Consider the following 24,876-nt stretch of genomic DNA (forward strand, 5'->3'; position numbering starts at 1 on the left):
CACCAGTTCTGGACCGTTGAATACTTGATCTCGGCGTCTTCCAGCGCGACCAGCTCGACCACGGCGGCATGAAGCTGGTTCTCGTCGCGCATCGGCGCGGTACACCCTTCGAGATAAGAGACGTAGGCACCCTCATCGCACACGATAAGCGTTCGCTCGAACTGGCCGGTGTTTTCGGCGTTCATGCGGAAATAAGTCGACAGTTCCATCGGGCAGCGGACGCCCTTGGGCACATAGACAAATGTTCCATCAGAAAAGACAGCGCTGTTCAGCGTCGCAAAGAAATTGTCCGACTGGGGCACGACAGTGCCGAGATACTTCTTCACAAGATCTGGATATTCGTGAACTGCCTCGGAAATCGACATGAAGATCACGCCGGCCTTTTCCAGCTCCTTGCGGAAGGTCGTGGCAACAGAGACAGAATCGAACACCGCATCGACGGCAACGCGGGGCGTTTCGCGTGCGGTGGCTGCGGTTTCTGCCGCGCCTTCGACACCGAGCAGAACTTCAGCTTCGCGCAACGGGATACCGAGCTTTTCGTAGGTTTCGAGAATTTCCTTCGGAACGTCGTCAATCGACTCATACTTCGCGCCGGATTTGGGGGCGGCGTAGTAGTAGTAATCCTGATAATTGATGGTCGGATAATTGACCATCGCCCAGGTCGGCTCTTCCATGGTCAGCCAGCGCCGATAGGCCGCTAGGCGCCACTCGAGCAGCCATTCCGGCTCTTCCTTCTTGGCTGAGATGAAACGGATCGTATCTTCGGACAGGCCTTTTGGCGCCATGTCCATTTCGATGTCTGTGACAAACCCCGCAGAGTAATTCTCCGACTCGAGCGCCTTCGCGGCGTCGACCGTGCCCTGGTCAATGCTGTCCTTCACCTTCACTTCGGTGCAGTCCTCATCATGATCTTCCATACCGCCGCAGCAATCCATCCTATCCTACCTTCCCGGGTCCCGGAGCGCGATGCCCGCATCATACGGCCGGTTCGGTTCCTCAAGCCCGCGATGGCACATGCTGCGCGCGTCAACCGAACGAGCCTCCGCACAATCGCGGTGTGCGGCGCTACCAAGAGTGAATTTTCCGATTGGCTTGATCATCGCGCAGCCGGACAAGCCTACTGCGCAAGCCAGTATGCCAAAGGGCAGAGCGTGTCGTTTGAGTGAGACCATCAGGCCGTTTCCTTCAATACCGTCCGCCGGGCTGCGTCGAGCCAGGCATCTGCCACACCGGTGAAATCCTCCGGTGTGCTGTTCCATCCAAAGCTGGTGCGGATTGCCGATTCCGCAAGGGCGTCAGATGCGCCCATCGCCAGCAATACGAGCGAGCGCTTCACCTTGCCAGACGAACATGCAGATCCGGCCGAAATGCACACACCTGCCAGATCCATCGCCATGACCTGCGTTTCCGCCGCAAAGCCGGGCTTGGCGAAGTTCGATGTCCCAGCCAGCCGCTCAGCGGCCTTGCCCATGATCGTCACGCCCGCCTCGCGCTCGAGACGCGCCTCCATATCATTTCGATACGCGGCCAGCATAGCATATTTCGGCAAATCTCTCACGGCAGCCTCCACCGCCGCGCCAAAGCCCGCTTGCGCAGCAACATTCTCAGTGCCGGACCGCAACCCACGCTCCTGCCCGCCGCCATGGGTCACGGCCTTCAGCGGCGCACCCGCCCGGTGCCACAGCGCGCCTGCGCCCTGCGGGCCGCCAATCTTGTGCGCCGACAGGCTGAGATAGTCGACGCCGAGCAGGCCGACATTGACCGAACTCTTACCGAGCCCCTGCACCGCATCGCAAATCGTCAGACCGCCTGCCTCGCGCACGATACGAGCAGCTTCTCCCACTGGCTGGATCACGCCGGTCTCATTATTGGCGAGCATCAGGCACAGAACCGGTGTGCCCAATTTGGCGTGATCCCAATCCGAAAGCTGATCTTGCAACTGGTTCAGGTCCAACGTCCCGTCGGGCCTCACATAGGCGGTCCGCACTTGCACCCCAGAATGGGCGGCAGCCTTGGTGACGGCCTCATGCTCAATCGCTGAAACCAGGAAGGTGCAATGTCCATCGAGCGCTACGGCAACACCATGAATCGCCAAATTGTCCGCTTCGGTGCCACCACCCGTCAGAATGACGTCTTCCGCCCGGCTACCGATCGCGCCCCCAATGGCCAAGCGGGCCCGCTCCAATACGCCGCGCGCCGCCCTTCCGGCCGTATGGACGGACGACGGATTGGTCGCGCCCATGCCCCATACATCCAGCATCGCCTGGCGCGCTTCAGGCCTCAAAGGCGAGGTCGCATTGTGATCTGCATATATCATAGGACTGGATATACTCACTTATCGGCGATTTTGCAGGTGTAGAAAAATTTGCATTTCGCAGTTCAAATGGCTTATGACCGCGCCCTTCCCCCGAGACCAGCGAGTATAACATGGCAGAACTCATCATTCCGGGCCCTCAGGGCCGCATCGAAGCCCGTTACACCGAGCCGCCGCTTCCCGGCGCGCCGATTGCGCTAATCCTCCATCCTCACCCGAAAGCGGGCGGCACGATGCAGGATCCTATCTCCATCATGCTGTATCAAATGTTCGAGCGTCATGGGTTCGGCGTGCTGCGCTACAATTCGCGTGGCGTAGGCCGCAGCCAGGGTCAGTATGATCAGGGCATTGGTGAACTCGAAGATGCCGCCTTCGTTCTGGACTATGTCGAAAACCTCGCAGAGAGCCCGCGTTTTGTCTGGTGTGCCGGCTACAGCTTCGGGGCGTGGATCACGTTGCAGTTGCTGATGCGCCGCCCGGAGATTGACGGCTTCCTCGCCATCTCTCCCCCGGCCAACCACTATGACCTTTCCTTCCTGGCACCATGTCCGGCATCCGGCCTGATTGTATCCGGCGATTCCGATTCGATCTCATCGCCTGAAGATGTTGAACGTGCGCTGACCAAAGTGCGCGTTCAGAAGGGCGAACAGATCGACCGCACGACGGTCAAAGGTGCGAACCACTTCTATCAGGACAAGCGCGACGAACTGATCGGGCTCTGCGAAGATTACCTGCTACAGCGCCTTGCCGCCGCAGAAGAAAAGCTCCGCCTCGAAGCCGAGGAAGACTAGAAAATCAGCTTCCCGCCCCGCATCGGGGCGGGAACACCAGTGGTCGATGGCCAACTGATCGGCAATCCGCGCGCAGTTCGCGCGGCCAGGAAGGCAAATGCCTCCGCCTCAATCGAATCTCCCCGCCAACCAACCGCTTCTGCCGAATGCACTTCGCACCCAGCCGCGCGTGCCAACGCAGCCATAAGGACAGGATTGTGCCTGCCGCCACCGCACACGATCAGGCGCGCTGGATATTCCGGCAGCTGGGAAAGACCAATCGCGACGGCGCGCGCCGTAAACTCGGTCAGCGTAGCCGCGCCGTCCTCGACGGATAGACCGCGCACCATACTGGCGTTGAAGTCGTATCGGTCCAAAGATTTTGGCGGCGGTTGGTCAAACCAATCATGATCCAGGAGTTGAACGAGTAAGCCATCATGCACGCGGCCAGCCCCAGCAAAACAACCGCCCTCATCATGAGTCCCCAGGCCATGTCCCTCAATCCATTCATCGATGGGTCCGTTCGCCGGGCCTGTGTCAAACGCGACGAGGGAGCCACTACTCATACGAGCGGTAATGTTCGCAACACCGCCAAGATTGAGAACGCATGCCGCGTCGCCGCCGAGGCGCTCTAGCAGTGCGGCATGATACGCGGGTGCAAGGGGTGCGCCCTGCCCGCCGGCGGCCACATCATTAGACCGAAAGTCATAAGCGAGCGCGACACCGAGCGCAGCCTGCATAGCGGGGCCGTCGATGAGTTGAAGGGTCGCCCCGGCCTGATTTCCCTTGGGTGCGCGATGCAACACGGTCTGACCGTGGACACCCGCAAGACGGGGCGCAGGCCCCGTCCAAGTCGCGAGCAACTGCTCCCATGTCTCAAAATGGGTGCGGGTAACAACCGAACACGCCGCATTGAAAACACCGTCCGGCTGAGGGCCAACCCAATTCCACGCGCGTGCAGCATCGGTGGCGCGCTGCAGTGCGGAGCGCTCTTCAGGTGTGTATTTACGCTCCGCAGTCGCTCCGAATTCCAGAACCTTTTCGCCATCAGTCAGTATCAGCGCTGCGTCAACGGCGTCCAGCGACGTGCCAGACATGAAGCCCGCCACCCAATACGGTTCAGATTTTTCACTCACAGAGTTCAAGATATCAGTTTTCCATGTTACGCGCGGCAGCTTCACGGAGACACGAGAAGATGAGCGAATACAAGTCAGAATTCCTGAAAACCCTGTCAGAGCGCGGTTACCTGAAACAGGTCACCCATCCGGCAGAGGTGGATGCCTATTGCGCCAAGGGGATTCCGACTGGCTATATCGGCTTTGATGCGACGGCAGACAGCCTGCATGTCGGCTCGCTCTTACAGATCATGATGCTTCGCCACCTCCAGAAGAGCGGCGGTAAACCCATCGTGCTGATGGGCGGCGGCACGACCAAGGTGGGCGACCCGACCGACAAGGAAAAGTCGCGCCCCTTGCTGACCGACGAGCAGATCGCGGCCAACATGGAAGGCATCAAGAAGGCCTTCCAGCCCTTCCTGACCTTCGGCGACGGGCCGACCGATGCGATCATGGTCAACAATGACGACTGGCTCGGCAAGCTTGGCTACCTCGAAATGTTGCGCGAAGTTGGCGTGCACTTCACCATCAATACAATGGTAAAACAGGACACGGTCGCCCGGCGCCTTGCGGCAGAGCAGCCCTACACCTTCCTCGAATTCAATTATCTCCTCATGCAATCCTACGACTTCCTCGAACTCTACCGCCAGCTGGACTGCCGGATGCAGATTGGCGGATCAGACCAATGGGGCAATATCGTTGGTGGCGTGGACCTGGTTCACAAGGCCGCCAGTGGCGACGCATACGGAATTACGGCTCACCTCATCACAACCGCGTCCGGCGGCAAGATGGGCAAGACCGCAGATGGTGCAGTCTGGCTGAACGCGGACCGCAAGAGCCCCTACGAGTACTGGCAATTCTGGCGCAACACAGAAGACGCCGATGTCGGACGATTCATGCGGCTGTTCACAGAGCTACCGCTCGACGAGATTGCCCGTCTTGAAGCGCTTGAGGGCGCGGAGATCAATACGGCGAAGGTCGTTCTGGCCAATGAGGCCACGAAGCTGTTGCATGGCGAAGCGGCCGCGAAAGAGTCGGAAGCTGCAGCAGCCGCAGTATTTGCTGCGGGCGGCCAAGCTGACGCGCTGCCAACTGTTGAAATCGCAACATCCGATCTTGATGGTGGCATGCTCATAGCCGCCGCATTCACAGCGGCGGGTCTCACAGAATCCAACGGCGCCGCGCGCCGCTTGATCAAGCAAGGCGCAGCAAAGGTGAATGATACTCCGGTATCAGATCAAAATGCATCCCTGTCAGCGGACGACCTTGTAGACGGGACAATCAAACTGTCCGCCGGCAAGAAGCGCCATGCGCTGGTCAAGGCAATCTAGAATTCCTCTTCGGGGATCGGTGGCAGCTCGGACGGGATAGGCTCATCTTCCGGTCGCGCTTTAGCCTCCGGAATATCCGTATCCGACGGGTTTTCAAATATCCGTCGGATGACACCCGGGGCGAGAGCAGACAGAGGATTGACCGACACGTTCGCCTTTTCGAGACTGCCGCGGATGCTATAGGTCAACGAGAAGATGCCCTCACCATCCCGGCCCACCACAAGGTCCCCAATAATCGGAATGCCCCCAAGGGCTGAATTCATGCCGAAACTTGGTACCAGCACGCCATCGACACTGATCTCGCTGTCGGCGCCAAGATAGCCGTTGGCGGTCAGGCCTAGCGCCGGGCCCTGCGCTTTCCCGCCAGTCACAACGTAACGATCCCCCGCCACGGTCAATGGAATGTCGATCCGCGAGAACAGAACGCCGTCACCTCCCAACGTATCTGCAAGTCCACGAAGAGAGGCGAGAGAGAGAATTTGAGTCAGGAACGGGGCATTGTGCAACCGCCCGTCCGTCACAACAATGTTGAACCGAGACGGCGCTCCATCGCGCGCAAGCGTGCCATCTATGTCCAGCCTCCCTCCTTCGATGAAGTCGAGATCGAGAAATGCGCTGGTAATGAAGCCGGCATCGCTGCTGACAACTTTGATCGCCGTGCCCTCCGGAGACGAGCCATCCAAATCGATATTGAAGGCTGACCCGTCATCCGTGTTTCCGGTCGCTGAGAGCTTCTGCATTCCGTTCACTGTTGACCGCCACGTGACGTCTGCGTTTCGCACATAAAGGCCAGCGCCAAGGGTAAGTGTGTCGACGTCGGCCCTGACGCTCAGCGGCGTACCATTGCTGTCATTCGCGTCGCCCAGCGCACCGATGCCTGGTAATGCGCCCGACAGATCAAGATAGCTGCCGGTCAACGCAACTTGCAAATTGCCATTCGGACCTCGCGAAATCTGTCCGTTCACGTCTGCAGTGTCTGCGAGAAAGGCCCGCCTCAGATCCGCCGAGACCAAACGGGAATCTCCCCCCAGTGTAAACTTTCCATCCAGATAAGCTTCTTCGCTGGTAAAGAGTACGTCGGAGGAGAAGCCCTCTTCGGCGCGCTCATACAGGACGGTCACCTTCCCCTCCTTGCCTGCAGTCTTCACCCAGCCGATTTCGGACAGGTCGAGACGGGCATTGGTCAGATCCATTACAACGTTTGCAACCGACACATCCTCACCTTCAACGGTCGCCTGAACTTCTGTGGGTACTTCGCCAGTCAAGTACGCCCTCCCCGGAAGGCCGAACCGATTCAACACATCCGGCGTGATAACCGCTTGTGCCGACAGCGCCGACGGAGCCTCACCATCCTTGAAACCGTCGCGCCAACTGAACTGGACAGGTGACGGACCAAGATCACCCAAGCCGGTAATGGTCATACCATCTTGGTCAACCTTGATGTCAGCCGTAGCGTTTGCCAGATTCAGGCCGAGCGCGGCGCGCTTGAGGCCACCATTGGTCAGCCGACCGATTGCCGTGTAGCGAACCGCTTCGTCTGGGACATTATCGAGTGCCGGTCGGAACAACTCGAATGTCGCCTCGGCATCGCCACTTAAACGCTCCTCATCAAAGCCTAGATCGAGCCGGGATTCATTCAACGTCGTAATAACGTTTGCTGCAGGGCCATGCCCCTTTGCAAATACGCGGAAATCCTCCCCTTTCGGATTGAAGGCTGGAAAGTCGATCAGGGCCTCGTCAATGTCCCAACCACCATAGTCGCCCTGGTCAACAGTTACCCTGAAACTGTTGCCCGTCAGGCGCCCCTTGCCGACGGCATTCCGGGCGGCGGGCAAGTCATCGAGAAACTTAACGTCCGCCGAGTTGATATCGAAGGTAAGGTTCAGGTCTTCATCCCTCAGATAACCTTCCGCGAAACTATCGCGTTGAAGCGTCATCTGCGCACGTAAATTGTCTACGTCCGTATTGCTGATCCGTTTGGCCGTAAAGGATCGCGCTCCCGTGCCCAGCGATACGGGCCAAAAGGCCAGCACGGTGTCCTTCGTGACTGTTCCCTCAGTTTCCAGCTCGATGGCTCCGATAATCGGAGATTCATTCTTCTCACGATCTGGGGTCATCGCGATATCAGTGATGAACTGGAACTGTGCGTCATTGGATACGAACGAAATCCGGGTGTCTTTTAAGCTGCGATCCGGAAAATTCACTTCTCCATCAGCGCGGAGATCGCGCAAACCAAGTGGCTCTGCAAAGGATGGTGTGAAGTCAAGCGTCGCAGCATTGCTTCGCAGTTTGAATGGGCGTGGTCCGGTCCCTTTCAGCGCGTTTTGAAGTGTTAAGTCTGCTGAACCAGCGAACGGGCCAAATCGTAGTGAGTTCCCTGAGATGAGCAATTCATCGCCCGTCGCCGCATAGGTCATCTCGAGATCGAGATCCGTCACATTCATGCCGCTCTCACCGAACGGTAGTTTGCCCTCAGCAAGGTTGGCCTTCACCACAATCTTCTCGACGCCCGCTGCGCTGGACGTGTCAAACTCAACGGTAATGTCTGCTGGCACACCGGACAGGAATTCGCTGTCGGTACCCAGCCTCGCAGCAAGGTCCGCAAGAGACCATTGAGCGACGGCGAGAGAGGCTTGCATACGGCTGCCCAAATCGCTCGTATCAATGTCCAGCGCCAACCCAGCCGGCAAACCGGCCCCCACGCCACTGCCGGACATGGACAAATCTACTCCGTCTTCCGTGACGGAGAGCAGCCCTTTCGACTCCGTCAAGGTAAACAGAGGCGATCTGTCAGAAGCGAAGACGCGCATTTCAAAGTCCTCGTAGGACAAGCGCTCGAGACTGATGTCAGCCTTCTCTTCTTGTAGCACCACAAGAATTTGGGGAAGTACGGCGTTTATCCGTTCCAGCCATTCGCTCGGATTTTGTGGCATTTCACCGACCGGAATTTCAGGCAGTGGATCGCCCGCGATGTGCCAAATGCCATCGTCAGCTTGAGCAACATTGATCCAGCCATCGACCAGGTCGAGCCCAAGGACCTCCACATCACCCATTACGAGCGCGGAGCTGGACAGCACGATGCGGGCACGCTCGGCCTCCGCAGCCACATTACCTTCACTATCCAGCATCTTGATGTCATTTCCGGTGACAAGAACGCGCTTGTCTTCCGACGACCATTCCAGAAACACATCGCCGACAGTTACCGGTCTGCCATTGCGCGAATTGGTCAGGCCCTGCTCGATATCGTCTCGGAACATCTCCAATTCGATCGGCCCACTGGACAAACGGAAGACGAGCAACCCCGCCAGAACCAGAACAACCAGGATAAGTCCGCCGAGTATTTCAAGAATTACAAGTGAGGCTCTCTGGCGGACCAAATCAGGGACTCCGAAAATCTACGTCTAAAAATTGCGTTCTATGGCGATATATGCACACCAAGCTGACCGCACCATAGGAGGAATACATGGCGAAAGTACTGCAAGACGGTGAAAAGGCTCCGGATTTCTCAATGCCCTCCACGACCGGGCAGATCAAACTCGAGGACTTCTCGGGCAGCTATCTGGTTCTTTACTTCTACCCCAAGGACGACACACCCGGTTGCACGAACGAAGCGAAAGACTTTTCAGCGTTGATCGACGCATTCGCAGACCGGAATGCCAAAGTCGTCGGCGTTTCGCGCGATCCGCTTTCCAAACACGAAAAGTTCTCGGCCAAGCACGACCTCAAAGTGATTCTTGCCAGCGATGAGTCGGGCGAAACCACGGAGGTGTACGGCACCTGGATCGAGAAAAACATGTATGGAAAGACCTATATGGGCATCGCCAGACAGACCTTTCTGATCGGACCGGACGGTTCAATCATTAAATCTTGGAAAAAAGTCCAGGTGAAAGGCCACGCAGAGGATGTGTTGAGCCACCTGCCGGACGGAACAAAAACGAGCCAGGACAAGGTTTAAGCCCCTAAAAACGAGTATTAACGAGAGATTTACCCTAATGGGGGAATATTTTCAGGAATTATGCTCGCAAGGGGTTCCGTCCCTTAGTGATTTCGGTATTTATATTTCTACGGGTTTGGGAACTTGCTGTAGGTGTGATTGCAGTAGGCGGTGTGTGATTCCAGTCGACGGGTGGCGTTAATGGCGAAATGGAGTGCGAACCTCAAGGCGACGTTCGATCGTGCATTTCCTGAACGACAAATATATCACCGGAGCGGCGGTACCGTCCGGTACATTTCCATTTCTCCATGGCAACAGGCAATTTGCGCCCTCGGCGCCACGGCACTTGCTGGATGGACAATTTTTCTGACCGGCACCTTCGCCCTTGGCGGTTCAACCGGCACGCTTACCGGCAGCTCCGATGATCGCGAACTCGCCAAGTATGAGCGCTGGGTTCAGGAGCTTCGCGCCAAGGATGCGCTGTCGCGTTCACTGCTGGAAGAGCGCACAGATGCCTTTCAGCGCGAAACGGCCGAATGGGAAGACCGCCAGAAAGCGCTCGAGGATTTGTTTGAGCAGCTGAAGGGCGATGAAACGCTCGATGTTTCGGCCCTTACAGGCGATGGCGCGGACCTGTTGGTTCAGGCGTCTATCGAAGAAGCCGACGACCGTCAGTCTCGTGACAGTTTCCGCATGACGGCCACACTCGACACGCGAGGCAATCGCGTCAGCGTCAAGAACCTAAAATACAATCAGGAACGCATGCTCGACGAGGCGGAAGACCTCGCCATTGAGCGGGCTGAACGCGCGCGCAGCGTGATCCAGCTGACCACGATTGGCAGCGACCGCATCATGGAAAGCGCAGAGATGGGCGGTCCGCTTGTCTCGATGGCAAACCTGACGGCTGGCGGCGAGACGCTGTCGGCGCAGGACGCCAGCTTCTACAACCGACTGACCGAGACCCAGGCTCGCGTCGCCGAGATGCAGTATTACGAACAGATTGTTGAAAGCCTGCCCCTTGGTGCCCCGGTTGGCGTGCCCTTCCGGTACACCAGCCCTTATGGCATCCGGGTAGATCCTTTCATCAAGAGACCGCGTTGGCATAACGGAATTGATGTCGCTGCCTATGGTGGGGCGCCGATCGTGGCGTCTGGGCCGGGCACCGTCAGCTTCGCAGGCGCACGGTCAGGGTATGGACGCGTGGTCGAAGTGGATCATGGATACGGCTTCAAGTCGCGCTATGGTCACCTCCGCTCGATTACTGTATCAAAGGGCGATACGGTCGAAGTGGGCGATCTCGTGGGGAAGATGGGCACGACCGGAAGAAGTACCGGATATCACCTTCACTTTGAGGTGTTTTTCAACGGTAAAGCATATGATCCAGTAAAGTTTTTGAAAGCAGGCCGTCATGTTCACGAAGAATAGCAAATCAAATGACACCCCTACCCCACCAGAACCCATGAAGACGGCGCCCGCGCAGGATGCGATCCGCGGCGCGTCTTCCAAGCCTGCCGCCCGTGCAGCTTCCATCATCTGCGCCGACATGAAGATCAATGGCTCGGTCTCTTCTGAAGGCGCCCTCCAAATCGACGGCACTGTCGATGGTGATGTCGCCGCGACAGACATTACGATTGGTGCCAGTGGCCACATAACCGGCGAAGTGAAAGCCGAAGTTGTACGCGTCAAAGGCCGCATCAAAGGCTCCATCCGAGCGCGTAAGGTTGAACTCGAAACCGGTGCCCACGTCAAAGGCGACATCGTTCATTCGTCGCTCCAGATCCAGTCGAACGCCGTATTCGAAGGTCAGGTCAAACATGCGGATGATCCGCTGAAGGACACCTCACCCAAAGCAGCGGCGGCCGCCAATGAATCCAAGCCTGTCGCGTCTTCCGGCCCATCGGCATACGGAATTTCGACGTCCGCTTCCTGATCATTTCAGAACCCAATTGAATAAAAAGGCCAGCTCGGTTGAGCTGGCCTTTTCCGTTTTATTTTCAGCTATCAACTATGACATTACGCGACGCACAATCGCGGTCGTCATCTTGGCACCTTCGACCACTACAGTGTCGCCGGTTCGTACCAACTCGCCCTCCACCGCTTCGGCCCGCCACACGGTATCGCCGATCCGGACCTGCCCGGTCCCGGAAATGAAGTCACCCATTGCAAGCCCTCGCTGGCCGACCAGGGAAGCCATGCGTCGATTGAGCGTCGGATGCTCAGGTAACGTTTTTCGAATCCCGGATAGCACCGTGCGTCCAAGGATGACCAGCACGGTTGCGGCCATGCCAAATACGATCATCTGACCCTGCCAGCCCGACAATGAATCTGGGGCAAAATAGGTGAAAGCGGCCGTCAGCCAGGCGGCTATGGAAACCATGAGCAGGTCGAATGTCCCGCTCATCATCTCGATCCCGAAAAGGATCAGCCCCAAGGCCAGCCAGTGCCAGAATGTGAGTTCAGAGAAGACTTGTTCCATTGGATTAATCTCCCTTATTGCCGGTCAGCCCCTTGATGCCCTCAAGTGTTCCGATGAGGCTCGAGAATTCAGCCGGGATGATAACCGTCCGCTGCTGATCCGACTCCGCCAGTTTTGCGAACGCTTCGACATAAGCCTGACCAAGGAAGTAGTTAACCGCATTGACGTCGCCCCGCGCAATTGCTTCGGACACCATCGCTGTGGCCTTGGCTTCGGCTTCAGCCTCGCGCTCGCGAGCTTCAGCATCGCGAAAGGCAGCCTCCCGGCGTCCCTCGGCTTCGAGGATTTGCGCCTGTTTCTGACCTTCGGCCTTCAGGATAGCCGACTGCTTATCGCCTTCAGCGGTCAGGATTTCCGCCCGCTTCAGGCGCTCGGCCTTCATCTGGCGCGCCATGGCTTCGGTAATATCGGCTGGCGGGCTCAGGTCGGCAATCTCAATTCGGGTGACCTTCACGCCCCACGGATTGGTCGCCGCATCGATAACAGTCAGAAGGCGCGCATTGATGTCATCCCGGTTGGACAGGACTTCATCAAGATCCATTGAGCCGACAACAGTACGGATATTGGTGAGGGAGAGGTTCGTGATGGCGTGGTTGAGGTTGTTGACCTCATATGCCGCCGCCACTGCATCAACCACCTGGATGAACACAACCGCATCGCACGACACCATTGCGTTGTCTTTGGTGATGACTTCCTGCTGCGGCACATCGAGGACGGTTTCCATCATGTTCATCTTCCGGCCCACCCGCTCCAGGAAGGGTGTGATGATCGACATGCCCGGATTGAGTGTGCGAGTGTAGCGTCCAAACCGCTCCACCGTGTAATTGTAGCCTTGAGGCACGAACTTGAACGCAGATGTCAGGCCAATCAGGCCTACGACGGCCACCAGAACGACCACAGCAAAAAACGGATCCATGTATTCCTCTCCTTCTGTTACTCAGAATTAATGTGGGAGAGGTTTTCCGTTTTTCAATAAATATTTGACGAAAAACGGCGCGCCCAGCCCCACCAGACGCGCCGTTCTTCTCATAAGTTACTTAAGAAACCTTGTCTGATTTAGAGCTGGTTCAGCATGTAGTCCGCGCTGGAAACCTTGAACTCGCCGCCGTCTTCCACGTTGAGTTCGGCAACCGCGCCATCCTTGACGATCATGGAATAACGCTGCGAACGCTGTCCCATACCAAAACCGCTTGCATCCATTTCCAGGCCAAGGGCCTTGGCAAAGGCGCCGTTACCGTCAGCCAGCATGCGCACGGTCTCTCCTGCACCGGCATCCTTACCCCAGGCGCCCATGACGAACACATCATTCACCGAGGTACAGACGATTTCGTCCACGCCCTTGGATTTCAAATCTCCGGACTTGTCGACGAAGCCCGGCAGGTGGCGTGCGGAACAGGTTGGGGTGTACGCGCCAGGTACCGCAAACAGGGCGATCGTCTTGCCGCCAAACACTTGTTCGGTTGTGCGAGGCTGTGGGCCGTCTGCCGTCATTTCCATGAATGTGGCTTCCGGAAGCTTGTCTCCGACTTTGATGCTCATCAGCTGGTCTCCTTGATGCTGTGTTGCCCAGATAGGACGCCAACGCCTCCACGACAAGCGCACCACACCTTGCCAAAGCGATACAATTCGCCCAGCATCATCCTCGAAAGGGTCACCAGATGGACGCCGACCTCACAGGCAAACTACTTATCGCCCTTCCCGGTATCGGCGATCCGCGTTTCGCGCGCTCAATTATTCTGGTCTGCGCCCACTCTCCCGAATTCGCCATGGGAATTGTACTCAACAAACCAATGGTCGGGCTGACCTTGCCGCAATTACTTGAACAGCTTGATGTCCCAGTGGAAATTGACGTTTCGGAAGATCTGGTGCTCGACGGAGGGCCGGTGAGCAGTGATCGCGGCTTTGTTCTTCACACTGATGACATCATCAGCGAGGGTGCTACGCTCGAGATCGACGGTACTTTCTGCATGACGGCAACCCGCGACATCTTGCACGCCATAGGAACTCGGGACGCGCCAAAGCGCTCCGTTCTCGCGCTGGGTTATTCAGGCTGGGGCGCTGGTCAGCTAGAATACGAGTTGGCCGAGAATGCCTGGTTGATTGGCGAACCCGATACGGAACTGGTATTCGGCGAAAGCCATGAGGCTAAATGGGAAGCCGCACTTGGCCATCTGGGTATAGACAGCGGTCGATTGCAGATACTGCCTGGAAACGCCTGATCAATTGATCAGAAAGGCGATGGCTGCGGCTTCCTCCATCGGACGCGCAAAAGCAAAGCCTTGAGCGTAGTCAAAGCCCAGACTGCGCAGCTTTGCTGCATCGTCCTTGTGTTCAACGCCTTCCGCCGTTGTGGTCATGTCCAGTCGCGCCGCCAGCAAGGTTAGCGTGCCCAGTATCGTGTCGGTGCGGTGCTGGCCCAGACGGCGCGTGAGCCCGTGGTCCACTTTCAGACTATCAGCTGGAAAATCCGCCAACCAGGCGAAAGACGAATGACCCGTCCCAAAATCATCCAGCACCAATCCCGCCCCCACGGCCTTCAAGGCCATGACAGCCGCAAGCGCGTGGCTTTCGTCGCGGAGTGCAGCTTGTTCCGTCAATTCGATGCGGATTGCCTTCTCTGGCAAGTCGTATCCTTGCATCAGCGCCTCTACGAGCGCTGGTAGCGTGCTGCGCGACAAATCCCGTGCCGTCAGATTCACGTGCATGAAAAGATCGGATCTGCCGGAAGAATCCCGTAATTTTGAAAGCGTCTCGGCAGAGCGTATCAACATGTTGGACGCGAGGGCTTCATCCTCGTACCGGCTCGGTGGATTGCGAACTTCACCATCATCCCATCGGGCCAGCGCTTCAAAACCGGCAATATGCCCGCTGCCAAGTGAGATAATGGGCTGGAAAACTGGGTAGAGATCGGGACCGGGCTGCAAGTCAGACGGATCAATCTCCGCAAACTCGTTCCCGGCCAACAGCATGCCGTGCGCGTCTTCTTCACTGATGAAAGCGCCGACCAGATGAATATCGGCCCCGCTGGACAGTCTCAAATCGCAACGAACGGGTCCGTCAGATGTGCTGAATGCCTGCGCCAGTCGCCCTCGGCTGAGCCCCTCGAACATCTGCTCAATGGCATCGATAGACCATTGTCCGGCCAGATCAGAATGATCGCTACCCTTTGGTGCCTCGATCAGGAGATGCCTGCTGGCGGCATTCCAGTGCCAACTACCTTGAGGCTGGGTCGACTGATCTGACATCATCTCGTGCAACCTATCGCGAAGCACTGGGCCTGACGAGTGCGAAAAGGACATGGTCGCGGCGTACGCCCGCGATCTCGAGATATTCTTTAGCATGTCCTTCTTCCCGAAAGCCGTTTGTTTCCAAGACTTTGCGGGAACGCAGGTTTGATGCCAGAATTCCGGCCTCGACGCGATAAAGATGTAATTCCCGGAACGCCCAGTCGCAGACCGCGCCTACGCCTTCCTGCATCAGTCCCTGACCCTGATGATCCTGTCCAAGCCAGTAACCAAGACTGGCACTGTTGGCGGGCCAGCCACGGACATTGGTCAAGGATATTCCACCGACAAGCTTTCCGTCCTTCAATCGCCGGATCATGAACACGTAAGCGCGACCGGACTTCCACCCATTCTTCCAGGCTTGCAACCGACGCGCCCAATCTGCGCGGGAGTTTGCATCCTTTGGCCATGTCGGCTCCCAGGGTTGCAGATGCTTACGGCTACGCTTGCGCAAGCCGGACCAATCCTCAAAATCCTTCTTGCGCGCAGGCTCGATGACCAGGCGGGTTGAAACAATGACCGTGTCCTTGCGGTGCGCGGCCATGACCTAGTCGGCCAATCGTTCCACGCGCGAGCGCACAGCACCGAGGGTCGGCTCTACCCGTTCGAACACTTCTTCATTGGACATCACGCCTGTGGCAAAATCTGGCAATTTCGCCTCGCGCCCTGTCGCTTCAAGTACCGTTTCCGGGAACTTGGCGGGTGATGCCGTTGCAAGAACCACCGTGGCGACGTCCGAATTGGGTGCGAGGCGGGCGACGCGCGTACCGACGGCGGTGTGAGGACAGATCAGCCAGCCTGTATCGGATTCGAATTGGCGCATCTCTTCCATCGTGTCTGCATTGCTGACACTTTGCACACGAATGCCTGAACAGCCCAGTCGACCCGTTGCGGTCTCTGGCAACTCCGCTTCACCCGCCTGTTTGAACCGCTCATAGACGCTGCGCACCGCATCGCTGTCGCGACCCGACAGCTCGAACAGGATCCGCTCAAAATTGGACGGGATGGAGATATCCATGGCCGGGCTTGGCGTCGCCACAGTCGGTCGTTTGGACATGACGCCAGAATTGAACAACCGCATAAGCGCATCGTTTTCGTTCACCGCGCAAACAATATCCAAGCCGCCCGGCAACAGTCCGCAACGCGCCGCTACGTATCCGGCCAGGGCGTCACCCATATTTCCACTTGGGACAACAAAGCGGATTTGCTGGCCTGCAAGGGCAGCTTGCGAAGTGGCATAGTATACCATCTGGGCTGCGATGCGCGCCCAGTTGATCGAGTTCACGCCCGACAGGCTGACGCGATCAACAAAATCGCGGTCTGCGAACAGCGATTTCACAATCGTCTGGCACTCGTCAAAGTCGGTATCAAGGGCGAGGTTGAGAACATTGTCCGCACCGGTTGTCGTCATGAACAGACGCTGGATGGGAGAGACACGTTCGAATGGGTGCAAGATCACGAGATCGGCATGCTTGGCACCCGCGAAGGCCGCCGCGGCTGCGCCGCCTGTATCTCCAGAGGTCGCGCACATGATCGTCATACGCCGTCCTGTTTTGCCGAGCACAAGATCATACAGCTGACCAATCAGCTGCATGGCGACATCCTTGAAGGCGAGGGTCGGGCCGTGATGCAGTTCCAGGAGCCAGCTGCTCGGACCTGACTGGGTCAGCGGTGTCACCGATTGGTGAGCAAAGGTGGCATAGGCGCGTTCGCACAGGCCCAGTACTTCTTCCTGCGTCAGCGTATCGCCCGCAAAGGCCGAAATGACCCGCGCGGCGACCTGGGAATAGGGTTCTCCGGGTTTGGCTGGCGCGATGGCAGGATAGGATTCGGGGATGTAGAGGCCACCATCCGGCGCCAGTCCCGCAAGGCATGCACCGATGAAATCAACGGGCTCTGACTGCCCCCGAGTGGAAATATACTTCATTCCCCGTTCCTTCTGCGAAACCGCAACCGGCTCTTTTGATAATGGAAGGCCAGATACACACCCAACAGCGCCATGGCGAGCCCCCACCATGTGATCGCGTATCCGAAATGCCGCTGTGGCGGCAGATCATCATCCATGCGCAATCGCGCAAACGGATTTGGCCCTGCCATTGCGCGACCATTTTCAATCAGCCGCAATGTCTGGGGCTCGAATGCTTCCGGCACCACGCGCTCGGCGACATCCGCCGGCAAAAGATCTGCGAGATCATCAATACTGTAGGCGTAGAAAACACCTGCCTCCGGCGCATCGGGGCTCGCGAAGGCATTGCGGCTGCCTGGGGTCTTGTAGATGCCACGCGCCGAGAAATTCAGATTGGTCCCGCATTCGGGCCCCTGACATGGCGTTGGTGGCTCCACCTGATAGAGAAGTTCGATGGTCGTAAAGATGACTCGTTCGCCTTCATCAATCGCCACTACGCGTCGCCATGACGATGCGCCGTCGGCATAGGCATAGACCATGGCTTCACTGCCCGGCACGACCCGACCGTCCAGGCTCACCCAGTTTGGCTCTGTTTCATCCAATGCCATCTTCGCGCTGAACCGACCATATTGCCAGTTCCCCAGCATGACGAGGATCGCAAGCGATACCACCGTAAACAGGGTCAAAACGGGATAGGGGCGAAAGCGCATGGGCGTGTCCGAAAGGTTTTGAAAAAAGGCCCGCCAGGCTGTGCGCCGGCGGGCCTGTTGATTACGCTACGATGGCCGGTGCCAGTCTATCCGCCATAGACAAGGAATGGCACGACATAGACGAAGGCGAACAGGAACAGCCAGACCACGTCAACGAAGTGCCAGTACCAAGCCGCAAATTCGAAGCCGAGATGCTTCTCTGCGCTCATGCCGCCCATCAACAGACGGATCAGGCAGATTGCGAGGAAGATCGTACCGATCACGACGTGCGCGCCGTGGAAACCGGTCGCCATGAAGAAGGCGGAGCCATAAAGCGTGCCGTCAAAGGTGAAAGCCGCGTGGCTGTACTCGTAAGCCTGCAGCATTGTGAACACCATGCCGAGCAGCACGGTGAAGACGAGGCCAAGCTTGGCACCGGCGCGGTCATTGTGCTGCAGCGCGTGGTGCGCCCAAGTGACTGTGGTGCCCGAAAGAAGCAGGATCAGCGTGTTGATCAGCGGCAGATGGAACGGGTCAAAGGTCTCGACGCCAACTGGCGGCCAGTCTGCAAAACGCGACAGGCCGTCTGCGTATAGCGCGTTGGCCGAATCCCATGTCTCACCGACGCGCGCACTTTCATAGATGGCGAACTCGAAGAAACTCCAGAACCAGCCGACAAAGAACATCACTTCAGACGCGATGAACAGGATCATGCCGTAACGCAGGCCAATCTGGACGACGGGCGTGTGATCGCCAATACCGCCTTCCTTGATGACTTCGCGCCACCAGCCGAACATTACCCATATGACCATCGCCAAGCCTACGGCCAGCAGCCACCAGGTTCCGGCTTCGAGGCCAAACAGGCCTTTCATATAGGTAACACCACCGAGTGCGGTAACGATTACCGCCAATGACCCCAGCAATGGCCAGGGAGACGGATTGACCAGATGGAAATCGTGTTTGACTTCGTCGTGAGCCATGGCCCTTTTGACCCCTCTAAAAAATCACATGAATCAGAGCGCTCTTTAGACCGCTCCGGCCTGTATGTGCAACTACATCAGCCGGCATTGGCTGAATTCGCCGCACCCTTCTGGGCGGCTTTTTTCTCGCCCGAATAGCTGGAACTGTCAAAAAACGTGTAGCTGAGCGTGATCGTCTCCAGGGATTTAGCTACCCGGTCCTCAAGCATGTCAGCAGAGACGAAATAGACGATCGGCAGTTTCTTTGTTTCGCCAGGTGCAACCACCCGTTCCTCAAAGCAGAAACACTCAAGCTTGTTAAAGTAGGGACCCGCATAGTGCGGCGTCACATTATAGCTCGCAATGACCCGGATTTCCTGATCAGTCGGGTTGGAAACCTCGTAAAAAGCGAGGCCATGTTGGCCGAGCTTCAAAGTCTGAGTTGTCTGGAGCGGATGGAAGGTCAGCGGCGTATCGGCGACATTGGCGTCAAAACGCACCATCACTTCCTGTTCGACCATCCTATCCGGTGCGGCCGTGGCAATACGTGTGGTGCCGCCAAATCCCGTCACTTTGCAAAACGTGTCGTAGAGTGGGTCCGCTGCGAAACCAAGCCCGAGCATGCCCGTGAAAACGCCCAGTGAAACAAGTGCAACCTTTGTGTTCGACAGCTTCATGGCTCGCCCTCTTCCGGCTGCGTTTCGTCGATCGGCGTCAGATTTGGGGGTGGTGCCGCCTGATCCGGCGTCATGCCCTCGGGCAGGTCATTGATGCGCTCACCCTTGTCATCGACAGAATAATAGAAACCACTCTGGCTCAAATCAGATGACGACAAGCGGATAAACGTGACAACGCCCACGAGAATCACAAAGCCTGCAAGCGCCAGTCCCAACCAGAGATTCCTGCTTTTGCGCGCTCGCAATTCCGCCTCTTGCGGCGTGTAGGCGTCGGTGAATTCACCGGCATATTTCTCTTTTTCGTCAGACAAATCAGGCCCCTCCTACAGGGAAGTGCAAACCTGCGGCATGCTCAACAATCAGCGCCGCAAAGACGAGGAACAGGTACAGGATGGAAAAGAAGAACATGCCGCGTGCGAGTTTCATGTCGGCAGCGCTAGCTCCAGCGTCGCCCGCCTTCGAGCGCCAAACACGGACTGCATAAGCCAGGAAGACGAGCCCCAGAGCCAACGTAACCAAGCCATAAATCCACCCGCCAAGACCGGTCGCAACCGGAAGTAATGCGATCGGCACGAGCAAGATCGTATAAAGCAGTATCTGGTTTCGCGTGGCTTTTGCCCCGTGCGTGACAGGCAACATGGGAACCCCCGCCTTCTCGTACTCACCATGTGCCAACAGGCTGAGCGCCCAGAAGTGCGGCGGCGTCCAGAAGAAGATAATCGCGAACAGTATCCACGCATCGACCGGTGTGTTGCCCGTGACCGCTGCCCATCCGATAACAGGCGGAAACGCGCCTGCACCACCACCAATGACGATGTTCTGAGGCGTCGAGCGCTTCAGCCACATCGTGTAGATGACGCCATAATAGAATATCGAGAATGCCAGGAGCGCAGCCGCCAACCAGTTGGAGGCCAGCCACATGAGCAGCACCGATACGCCGCTCATGATAAGACCCATTGCAAGGGCCTCTTCCTTCGGCACAGCGCCCGACGGAATCGGCCGTGTCGATGTGCGCGTCATGATCTGGTCGATATCAGCATCATACCACATATTGATGGCGCCAGCTGCGCCCGACCCGAGCGCGATGGCCAGTGTCGCAATCGCGGCCATGACAGGGTTTATCAAAACGCCGGTAACGCCGACTGCAGCGACGAGACCGGCAATTGCGGTGAACACAACCAGCATCATGATGCGCGGCTTCAGCAGCTGCACATAATCGCCTGCGGTGGCGTAGCGCTTGGGCGCCATGTCAGAAGTGGCGGACGGCTCGGTCATGCGTCTCCGGGGGCTCCTTGCCCGTCTTGGTGCGGCGGTAAATAGCTTCTCCCATGCATATGGCAAAGGCCAGCACTGAGATCAGCGTGACAAAATACCCGATCATCTGCAGTGTCTGATACCGGACAAACACGTCGCCATACTCCACATAGCGTTGCGGCATGCCCGCCTCCAGCGACAAGCCCGGCCAGATCAGCAGCGCCACACTGGCCGACCAGGCAACCCAATGGATCCCGCCCAGCACCCGGTTGTACCTCACGCCAACGATCGCCCTGAACCAGCGATACAGCGCCCAGAAGGCCACCGTGATGACCAGCAACGCGGCGAGAAAACGATTGCGCGCGGCATTGTAATAGGTGTCTTGATACAGGGCTGCGGAATCCATCACCTGGCCCAGGCCGGCGATCATCAGGGCGCCTGCCACCGACAGCACCAGGAAAAGCACCGAGACAGGGTCGCGCACAAATCTCCGGCGCGCCACCAGGAACAGGCTCGCCAGAAGCAGGCCGGCCAGAACCATCATCACTTCCGGTTGTCCCGCAATCCAGATGGCATGCTGGGCCCAGAGCGGCAGGGCCGCATCGGATGCTTCATTCATGATCGCCTCCGCTGATCATCGCACCGGGTCCTGACAGAGCCTCCACGAAAATGACCCCGCGACACGTCGCAGGGCCATCATTCAGGTCAGGCAGGGGCCAGTCTAGTGGCCGCCCTTGTTGGTGACATGCGGCAGCTCATTGAATTGGTGGAACGGTGGCGGCGAAGGCAACGTCCATTCCAGCGTCGTAGCGCCCTCGCCCCATGGATTGGCTTCACCCTTGCGGCGGCGGATCATGGCTTCGACGAGGCCGACGAAGAAGATCAGCGTCGCAACCAGCGTGATCGCGTAACCGATCGACGACCACATGTGCCAGGTGGCAAAGCCGTCAGCATAGTCGATGTAACGGCGCGGCATGCCCTGAAGGCCGAGGAAATGCTGCGGGAAGAACAGGACGTTCGATCCGATGAACATCAGCCAGAAGTGCAGGCCGCCGATCATGCCATTATACTTGATGCCGAACATCTTCTCGAACCAATAGTACCAACCTGCGAACAGGCCGAACACGGCGCCAAGCGACAGCACGTAGTGGAAGTGCGCGACGACATAATAGGTGTCGTGCAGGGCATGGTCGATACCAGCGTTTGCGAGCACGACACCAGTAACACCCCCCACAGTGAAGAGGAAGATAAAGCCAATCGCCCAGAGCATCGGGACCGTGAAGTCGATGGACCCGCCCCACATGGTCGCGATCCAAGAGAAGATCTTGATACCCGTCGGAACGGCGATCACCATCGTGGCCGCAACGAAGTAGGCTTTCAGATCCACATCCATACCAACTGTGTACATGTGGTGCGCCCACACAACGAAGCCGATCACCCCGATGGAGACCATGGCGTAGGCCATACCAAGATAGCCGAAGATCGGTTTCTTGGAGAAGGTCGACACGATGTGGCTGACGATGCCGAAGGCCGGCAGGATCATGATGTAAACTTCAGGGTGACCAAAGAACCAGAACAGATGCTGGAACATGATCGGGTCACCACCACCCGCAGGCGCGAAGAATTGCGACCCGAAGTTACGGTCGGTCAGCAGCATGGTCAGCGCGGCAGCAAGCACCGGCAGCGACAGCAGCAGCAGGACGGCCGTGATGAGCACGCCCCAAGCGAACAGCGGCATCTTGTGCATGGTCATGCCAGGCGCGCGCATGTTCAGAATGGTCACGATGAAATTGATGGCGCCGAGGATCGACGCGATACCCGCCGTATGCAGCGACAGGATGAGCACATCCATTGCCGGGCCGGGATGGCCTGTGGTGGACGACAGCGGCGGATAAAGCACCCAGCCCCCTCCGAACCCGTCGCCGGGTCCGCCTGGAACCGTCATCGAGATACAGGCAAGCACAAAAGCTGCAACTGTAAGCCAGAACGAGATGTTGTTCATGCGTGGGAAGGCCATGTCTGGCGCGCCGATCATCAACGGAACGAACCAGTTTCCAAAGCCACCAATGAGCGCCGGCATCACCATGAAGAAGATCATGATCAGACCATGATAGGTAATCACCGTATTGTAGAAATGCTTGGCATTCTGAATGGCCACGTCGCCTTCACCGGCAACGAATTGTGTCATCACCCCGATACCCGGCTCAGCAAGTTCCCAACGAATCAGGCCAGACAGCGTGTACCCTACAACCCCCGCGATCAGCGCAAAGATCAGGTACAGCGTACCGATGTCCTTGTGATTGGTCGAAAACAGCCAGCGCGTAAAGAAGCCGGGCTTGTGATCGTGTGAGTCGTGATGGTCGATGGCCACTTCATCCATAGGCATGGCGTGTCACTCTTCCCTAATTACTGTTTGGCGGCGAACTGGGTCGCCTGCTCAGTGGATGCAAAAACGTCGACGGTCGCATAGGCGGCTTCATAGTCACCCGCGAGCATAAACTCGGCCCAGCTGTCGAATTGCGCCTGGCTGACCACGCGCACTTCAATGGGCATGAAGGCATGGTTCACGCCGCAAAGCTCAGAGCACTGGCCGTAGTAGATGCCCGGCTCCTCGACGAGGAACCAGCCCTCGTTCAGGCGACCCGGAACGGCGTCCGTCTTCACACCGAAGGCTGGAACGGTCCAGGAGTGGATCACGTCAGCCGCGGCCGTGTAATAACGCACAAAACGATCTTCCGGGATAACCATCGGGTAATCGACGGCGAGATTTTTGGGCTTGGACGCGAAATCGGTACGGCCTGTTGCCGCGGCATAGTTGTCGCCATCTGTCGAAACACCAACATGAACCGGGTTGGAAACGAATTCCAGCGGGTAACCCGAATCATCAATCAGGTCCGGATAAGTGTAGGTCCAGTTCCACTGGTTGCCCTGCGCCTTGACGTTCACGAAGCCTTTTTCAGCTGCTTCCGGAAAATAGTCCTTGGCGAAGCGCTCATGCTGAGCCGTCTTGCCGTCAGCAATCATCGCATCCGACTTATCGGTAATTTGCTGAAGGTTCGGAACCACGTCCTGATAATACAGGTTCGGGAAAGACTGGCTCGCGATTGCAACGAGGATGAGCGCCGGAACAACCGTCCAGATGATTTCAATCAGCGTGTTATGGCTGAACTTCTTCGGCACCGGATTGGTCTTGCGATTGTGACGCAAGATGACCCACATCAGCAGGCCAAGCACCAGCAGTGTGATCAAGACAATGATGATCAGAACGAAGTGGTGGAAGATGTGAATGCGCTCTGCAATGCGCGTTGCGGCAGGCTGGAAACCCAGCGCACCGTCTTGAGGAACGAATGCCAGCGCCGGACCGGCCATGACGGCAGCGCACAAGGCGGCAATAAGGTGTCGCACGAAGTTATCCTCGTCTCATTGGAATCTGTGTCCCTCTATCTACAATACGTGATAGCCGCAACCTACCACTTTACGCGCTCAATATTGTCGCAGGTTGTCGGCGATGCCTTCGATCTGTGGTATGTTCTCCCTACGACCGGCACGTGAAATGAAAGGTCAAAAACAATGAAAAACTCAATTCTTACCGCCTTCCTTCTGCTCGGACTGGGCGTCGGACCCGCCAACGCGCAGGTATTGGTACTCGGGGGAGGAATTGCCGAGGACTGCTATGAAGCCGCGAAGTTTGGATCCGTATCTCCACGAGAAGGCGCTGAAATCTGCACCCGGGCGATCCAGCATGAAGCGATGAAGCTAAGCAATCGCGCCGCCACATACACGAATCGCGGCGTGCTCTACATGCGCGCCGGGCTCTACGAGAAAGCGCTTTCGGACTATGAGAAGTCCAAGCGCATCAGCCCTGACACTGGCGAAACCTACCTTAATGAGGGCGCAGCCTATATATTCATCGAAGCGTATGACAAGGCGCTCCAATCCCTGGACCAGGCCATCGCATATGGTTCAAACGATTTGCACGCCGCCTACTACAATCGCGCGCTGGCAAAGGAAAAACTGGATGATGTGGAAGGCGCCTATTACGACTTTCGCAGAGCGTTGGAATTGAAGCCTGATTGGGAGTTGGCCGAATGGCAGCTGTCACGCTTCGAGGTCAGCACGAACTGATCAGGAACGGGTTTCTGCGCCTTTGCCCTTGCGACGCGCCGG

At 57.5% G+C, this 24,876-nt stretch carries 25 protein-coding genes; 7 read left to right on the forward strand and 18 right to left on the reverse strand.

Annotated features, from left to right (window positions below; genetic code table 11):
- Together B2344_RS12085 and B2344_RS12090 are read right to left on the reverse strand one after the other, a co-directional pair.
- Window positions 1–917 (reverse strand): SufD family Fe-S cluster assembly protein (locus tag B2344_RS12085; protein WP_290485300.1); only part of this gene is annotated, 917 nt, incomplete at its 3' end.
- Between the two features lie 254 nt (window positions 918–1,171).
- Window positions 1,172–2,317 carry a cysteine desulfurase family protein gene (locus tag B2344_RS12090; protein WP_290483621.1) on the reverse strand — a complete coding sequence of 382 codons (1,146 nt, stop codon included), beginning with the start codon at window positions 2,315–2,317 and terminating at the stop codon, window positions 1,172–1,174.
- Between the two features lie 110 nt (window positions 2,318–2,427).
- On the opposite strand from B2344_RS12090, the gene B2344_RS12095 reads away from it, so the two are divergent.
- On the forward strand, window positions 2,428–3,105 hold the full coding sequence (locus B2344_RS12095; RefSeq protein ID WP_034815576.1) for an alpha/beta hydrolase: 678 nt from the start codon (window positions 2,428–2,430) through the stop codon (window positions 3,103–3,105).
- On the opposite strand, the gene B2344_RS12100 is transcribed toward B2344_RS12095, so the two are convergent.
- A complete protein-coding gene (locus B2344_RS12100) occupies window positions 3,102–4,220 on the reverse strand; it encodes an anhydro-N-acetylmuramic acid kinase (protein ID WP_290485301.1) in 1,119 nt (372 codons plus the stop codon). The two genes, B2344_RS12095 and B2344_RS12100, sit on opposite strands and share 4 nt — an antisense overlap.
- Before the next feature lie 59 nt (window positions 4,221–4,279).
- Here B2344_RS12100 and tyrS point away from each other — a divergent pair, with 59 nt between their 5' ends.
- Window positions 4,280–5,530: a tyrosine--tRNA ligase gene (gene tyrS, locus B2344_RS12105; protein WP_290485302.1), complete on the forward strand. Its 1,251-nt coding sequence runs from the start codon at window positions 4,280–4,282 to the stop codon at window positions 5,528–5,530.
- Here tyrS and B2344_RS12110 read toward each other — a convergent pair.
- Window positions 5,527–8,907 (reverse strand): DUF3971 domain-containing protein, encoded by a 3,381-nt coding sequence (locus B2344_RS12110; protein WP_206990646.1) that lies wholly within the window; start codon window positions 8,905–8,907, stop codon window positions 5,527–5,529. The genes tyrS and B2344_RS12110 overlap by 4 nt on opposite strands.
- An 86-nt stretch (window positions 8,908–8,993) precedes the next feature.
- Here B2344_RS12110 and B2344_RS12115 point away from each other — a divergent pair, with 86 nt between their 5' ends.
- The 3 genes from B2344_RS12115 to B2344_RS12125 all read left to right on the forward strand — a co-directional run bounded on the left by B2344_RS12115 (window position 8,994) and on the right by B2344_RS12125 (window position 11,394).
- Window positions 8,994–9,485, forward strand: coding sequence for a peroxiredoxin (locus B2344_RS12115; RefSeq protein ID WP_290485303.1), 492 nt, complete (start codon window positions 8,994–8,996; stop codon window positions 9,483–9,485).
- Between the two features lie 180 nt (window positions 9,486–9,665).
- Complete coding sequence (locus B2344_RS12120) at window positions 9,666–10,889, forward strand: peptidoglycan DD-metalloendopeptidase family protein (protein ID WP_034815582.1); 1,224 nt, start codon at window positions 9,666–9,668, stop codon at window positions 10,887–10,889.
- Window positions 10,890–10,923: 34 nt separating this feature from the next.
- Window positions 10,924–11,394 carry a bactofilin family protein gene (locus B2344_RS12125; protein WP_290479571.1) on the forward strand — a complete coding sequence of 157 codons (471 nt, stop codon included), beginning with the start codon at window positions 10,924–10,926 and terminating at the stop codon, window positions 11,392–11,394.
- A 75-nt stretch (window positions 11,395–11,469) separates the two neighbouring features.
- Here B2344_RS12125 and B2344_RS12130 read toward each other — a convergent pair whose 3' ends face one another.
- The 3 genes from B2344_RS12130 to B2344_RS12140 form a co-directional block, all read right to left on the reverse strand.
- Window positions 11,470–11,940, reverse strand: coding sequence for an NfeD family protein (locus B2344_RS12130; RefSeq protein ID WP_290483626.1), 471 nt, complete (start codon window positions 11,938–11,940; stop codon window positions 11,470–11,472).
- A gap of 4 nt (window positions 11,941–11,944) precedes the next feature.
- Window positions 11,945–12,856, reverse strand: coding sequence for an SPFH domain-containing protein (locus tag B2344_RS12135; protein WP_034815589.1), 912 nt, complete (start codon window positions 12,854–12,856; stop codon window positions 11,945–11,947).
- Between the two features lie 140 nt (window positions 12,857–12,996).
- Window positions 12,997–13,479 carry a peroxiredoxin gene (locus B2344_RS12140; protein ID WP_034815591.1) on the reverse strand — a complete coding sequence of 161 codons (483 nt, stop codon included), beginning with the start codon at window positions 13,477–13,479 and terminating at the stop codon, window positions 12,997–12,999.
- A 119-nt stretch (window positions 13,480–13,598) separates the two neighbouring features.
- On the opposite strand from B2344_RS12140, the gene B2344_RS12145 reads away from it, so the two are divergent.
- Window positions 13,599–14,159, forward strand: coding sequence for a YqgE/AlgH family protein (locus B2344_RS12145; RefSeq protein WP_206990649.1), 561 nt, complete (start codon window positions 13,599–13,601; stop codon window positions 14,157–14,159).
- Here the strand turns inward: B2344_RS12145 and B2344_RS12150 are convergent, their stop codons facing one another.
- From B2344_RS12150 to coxB, 11 genes are all read right to left on the reverse strand, one after another.
- Entirely contained in the window at window positions 14,160–15,188 is a 1,029-nt protein-coding gene (locus B2344_RS12150) for an EAL domain-containing protein (RefSeq protein WP_290485304.1), read from the reverse strand.
- A gap of 10 nt (window positions 15,189–15,198) precedes the next feature.
- On the reverse strand, window positions 15,199–15,768 hold the full coding sequence (locus B2344_RS12155; RefSeq protein ID WP_206990651.1) for a GNAT family N-acetyltransferase: 570 nt from the start codon (window positions 15,766–15,768) through the stop codon (window positions 15,199–15,201).
- 3 nt (window positions 15,769–15,771) lie between these two features.
- Window positions 15,772–17,151, reverse strand: a complete 1,380-nt coding sequence (gene thrC, locus B2344_RS12160) for a threonine synthase (RefSeq protein ID WP_290484175.1) — start codon at window positions 17,149–17,151, stop codon at window positions 15,772–15,774.
- Window positions 17,148–17,840, reverse strand: a complete 693-nt coding sequence (locus tag B2344_RS12165) for an SURF1 family cytochrome oxidase biogenesis protein (RefSeq protein ID WP_290485305.1) — start codon at window positions 17,838–17,840, stop codon at window positions 17,148–17,150. The genes thrC and B2344_RS12165 overlap by 4 nt, the downstream gene beginning before the upstream one ends.
- Before the next feature lie 86 nt (window positions 17,841–17,926).
- The gene (locus tag B2344_RS12170; protein WP_206990654.1) at window positions 17,927–18,799 is read right to left on the reverse strand and encodes a cytochrome c oxidase subunit 3; all 873 of its coding nucleotides are present in this window, start codon (window positions 18,797–18,799) and stop codon (window positions 17,927–17,929) included.
- Between the two features lie 77 nt (window positions 18,800–18,876).
- The gene (locus tag B2344_RS12175) at window positions 18,877–19,455 is read right to left on the reverse strand and encodes a cytochrome c oxidase assembly protein (protein WP_290483627.1); all 579 of its coding nucleotides are present in this window, start codon (window positions 19,453–19,455) and stop codon (window positions 18,877–18,879) included.
- Window positions 19,452–19,766: a hypothetical protein gene (locus B2344_RS12180; protein WP_206990656.1), complete on the reverse strand. Its 315-nt coding sequence runs from the start codon at window positions 19,764–19,766 to the stop codon at window positions 19,452–19,454. The genes B2344_RS12175 and B2344_RS12180 overlap by 4 nt, the downstream gene beginning before the upstream one ends.
- Window position 19,767: 1 nt before the next feature.
- Window positions 19,768–20,730: a heme o synthase gene (locus tag B2344_RS12185; protein ID WP_290479576.1), complete on the reverse strand. Its 963-nt coding sequence runs from the start codon at window positions 20,728–20,730 to the stop codon at window positions 19,768–19,770.
- Window positions 20,705–21,328: a hypothetical protein gene (locus B2344_RS12190; protein WP_290483628.1), complete on the reverse strand. Its 624-nt coding sequence runs from the start codon at window positions 21,326–21,328 to the stop codon at window positions 20,705–20,707. The genes B2344_RS12185 and B2344_RS12190 overlap by 26 nt, the downstream gene beginning before the upstream one ends.
- 102 nt (window positions 21,329–21,430) lie before the next feature.
- The gene (gene ctaD, locus B2344_RS12195) at window positions 21,431–23,095 is read right to left on the reverse strand and encodes a cytochrome c oxidase subunit I (protein WP_206990659.1); all 1,665 of its coding nucleotides are present in this window, start codon (window positions 23,093–23,095) and stop codon (window positions 21,431–21,433) included.
- A 20-nt stretch (window positions 23,096–23,115) separates the two neighbouring features.
- Complete coding sequence (coxB, locus tag B2344_RS12200; RefSeq protein ID WP_290483631.1) at window positions 23,116–24,114, reverse strand: cytochrome c oxidase subunit II; 999 nt, start codon at window positions 24,112–24,114, stop codon at window positions 23,116–23,118.
- Between the two features lie 165 nt (window positions 24,115–24,279).
- On the opposite strand from coxB, the gene B2344_RS12205 reads away from it, so the two are divergent.
- Window positions 24,280–24,834 carry a tetratricopeptide repeat protein gene (locus tag B2344_RS12205; RefSeq protein ID WP_290483632.1) on the forward strand — a complete coding sequence of 185 codons (555 nt, stop codon included), beginning with the start codon at window positions 24,280–24,282 and terminating at the stop codon, window positions 24,832–24,834.
- Window positions 24,835–24,876: the final 42 nt, after the last annotated feature.

It is taken from the genome of Hyphomonas sp. UBA3195 (genome assembly GCF_002366485.1).
Taxonomy (GTDB): Bacteria; Pseudomonadota; Alphaproteobacteria; order Caulobacterales; family Hyphomonadaceae; genus Hyphomonas.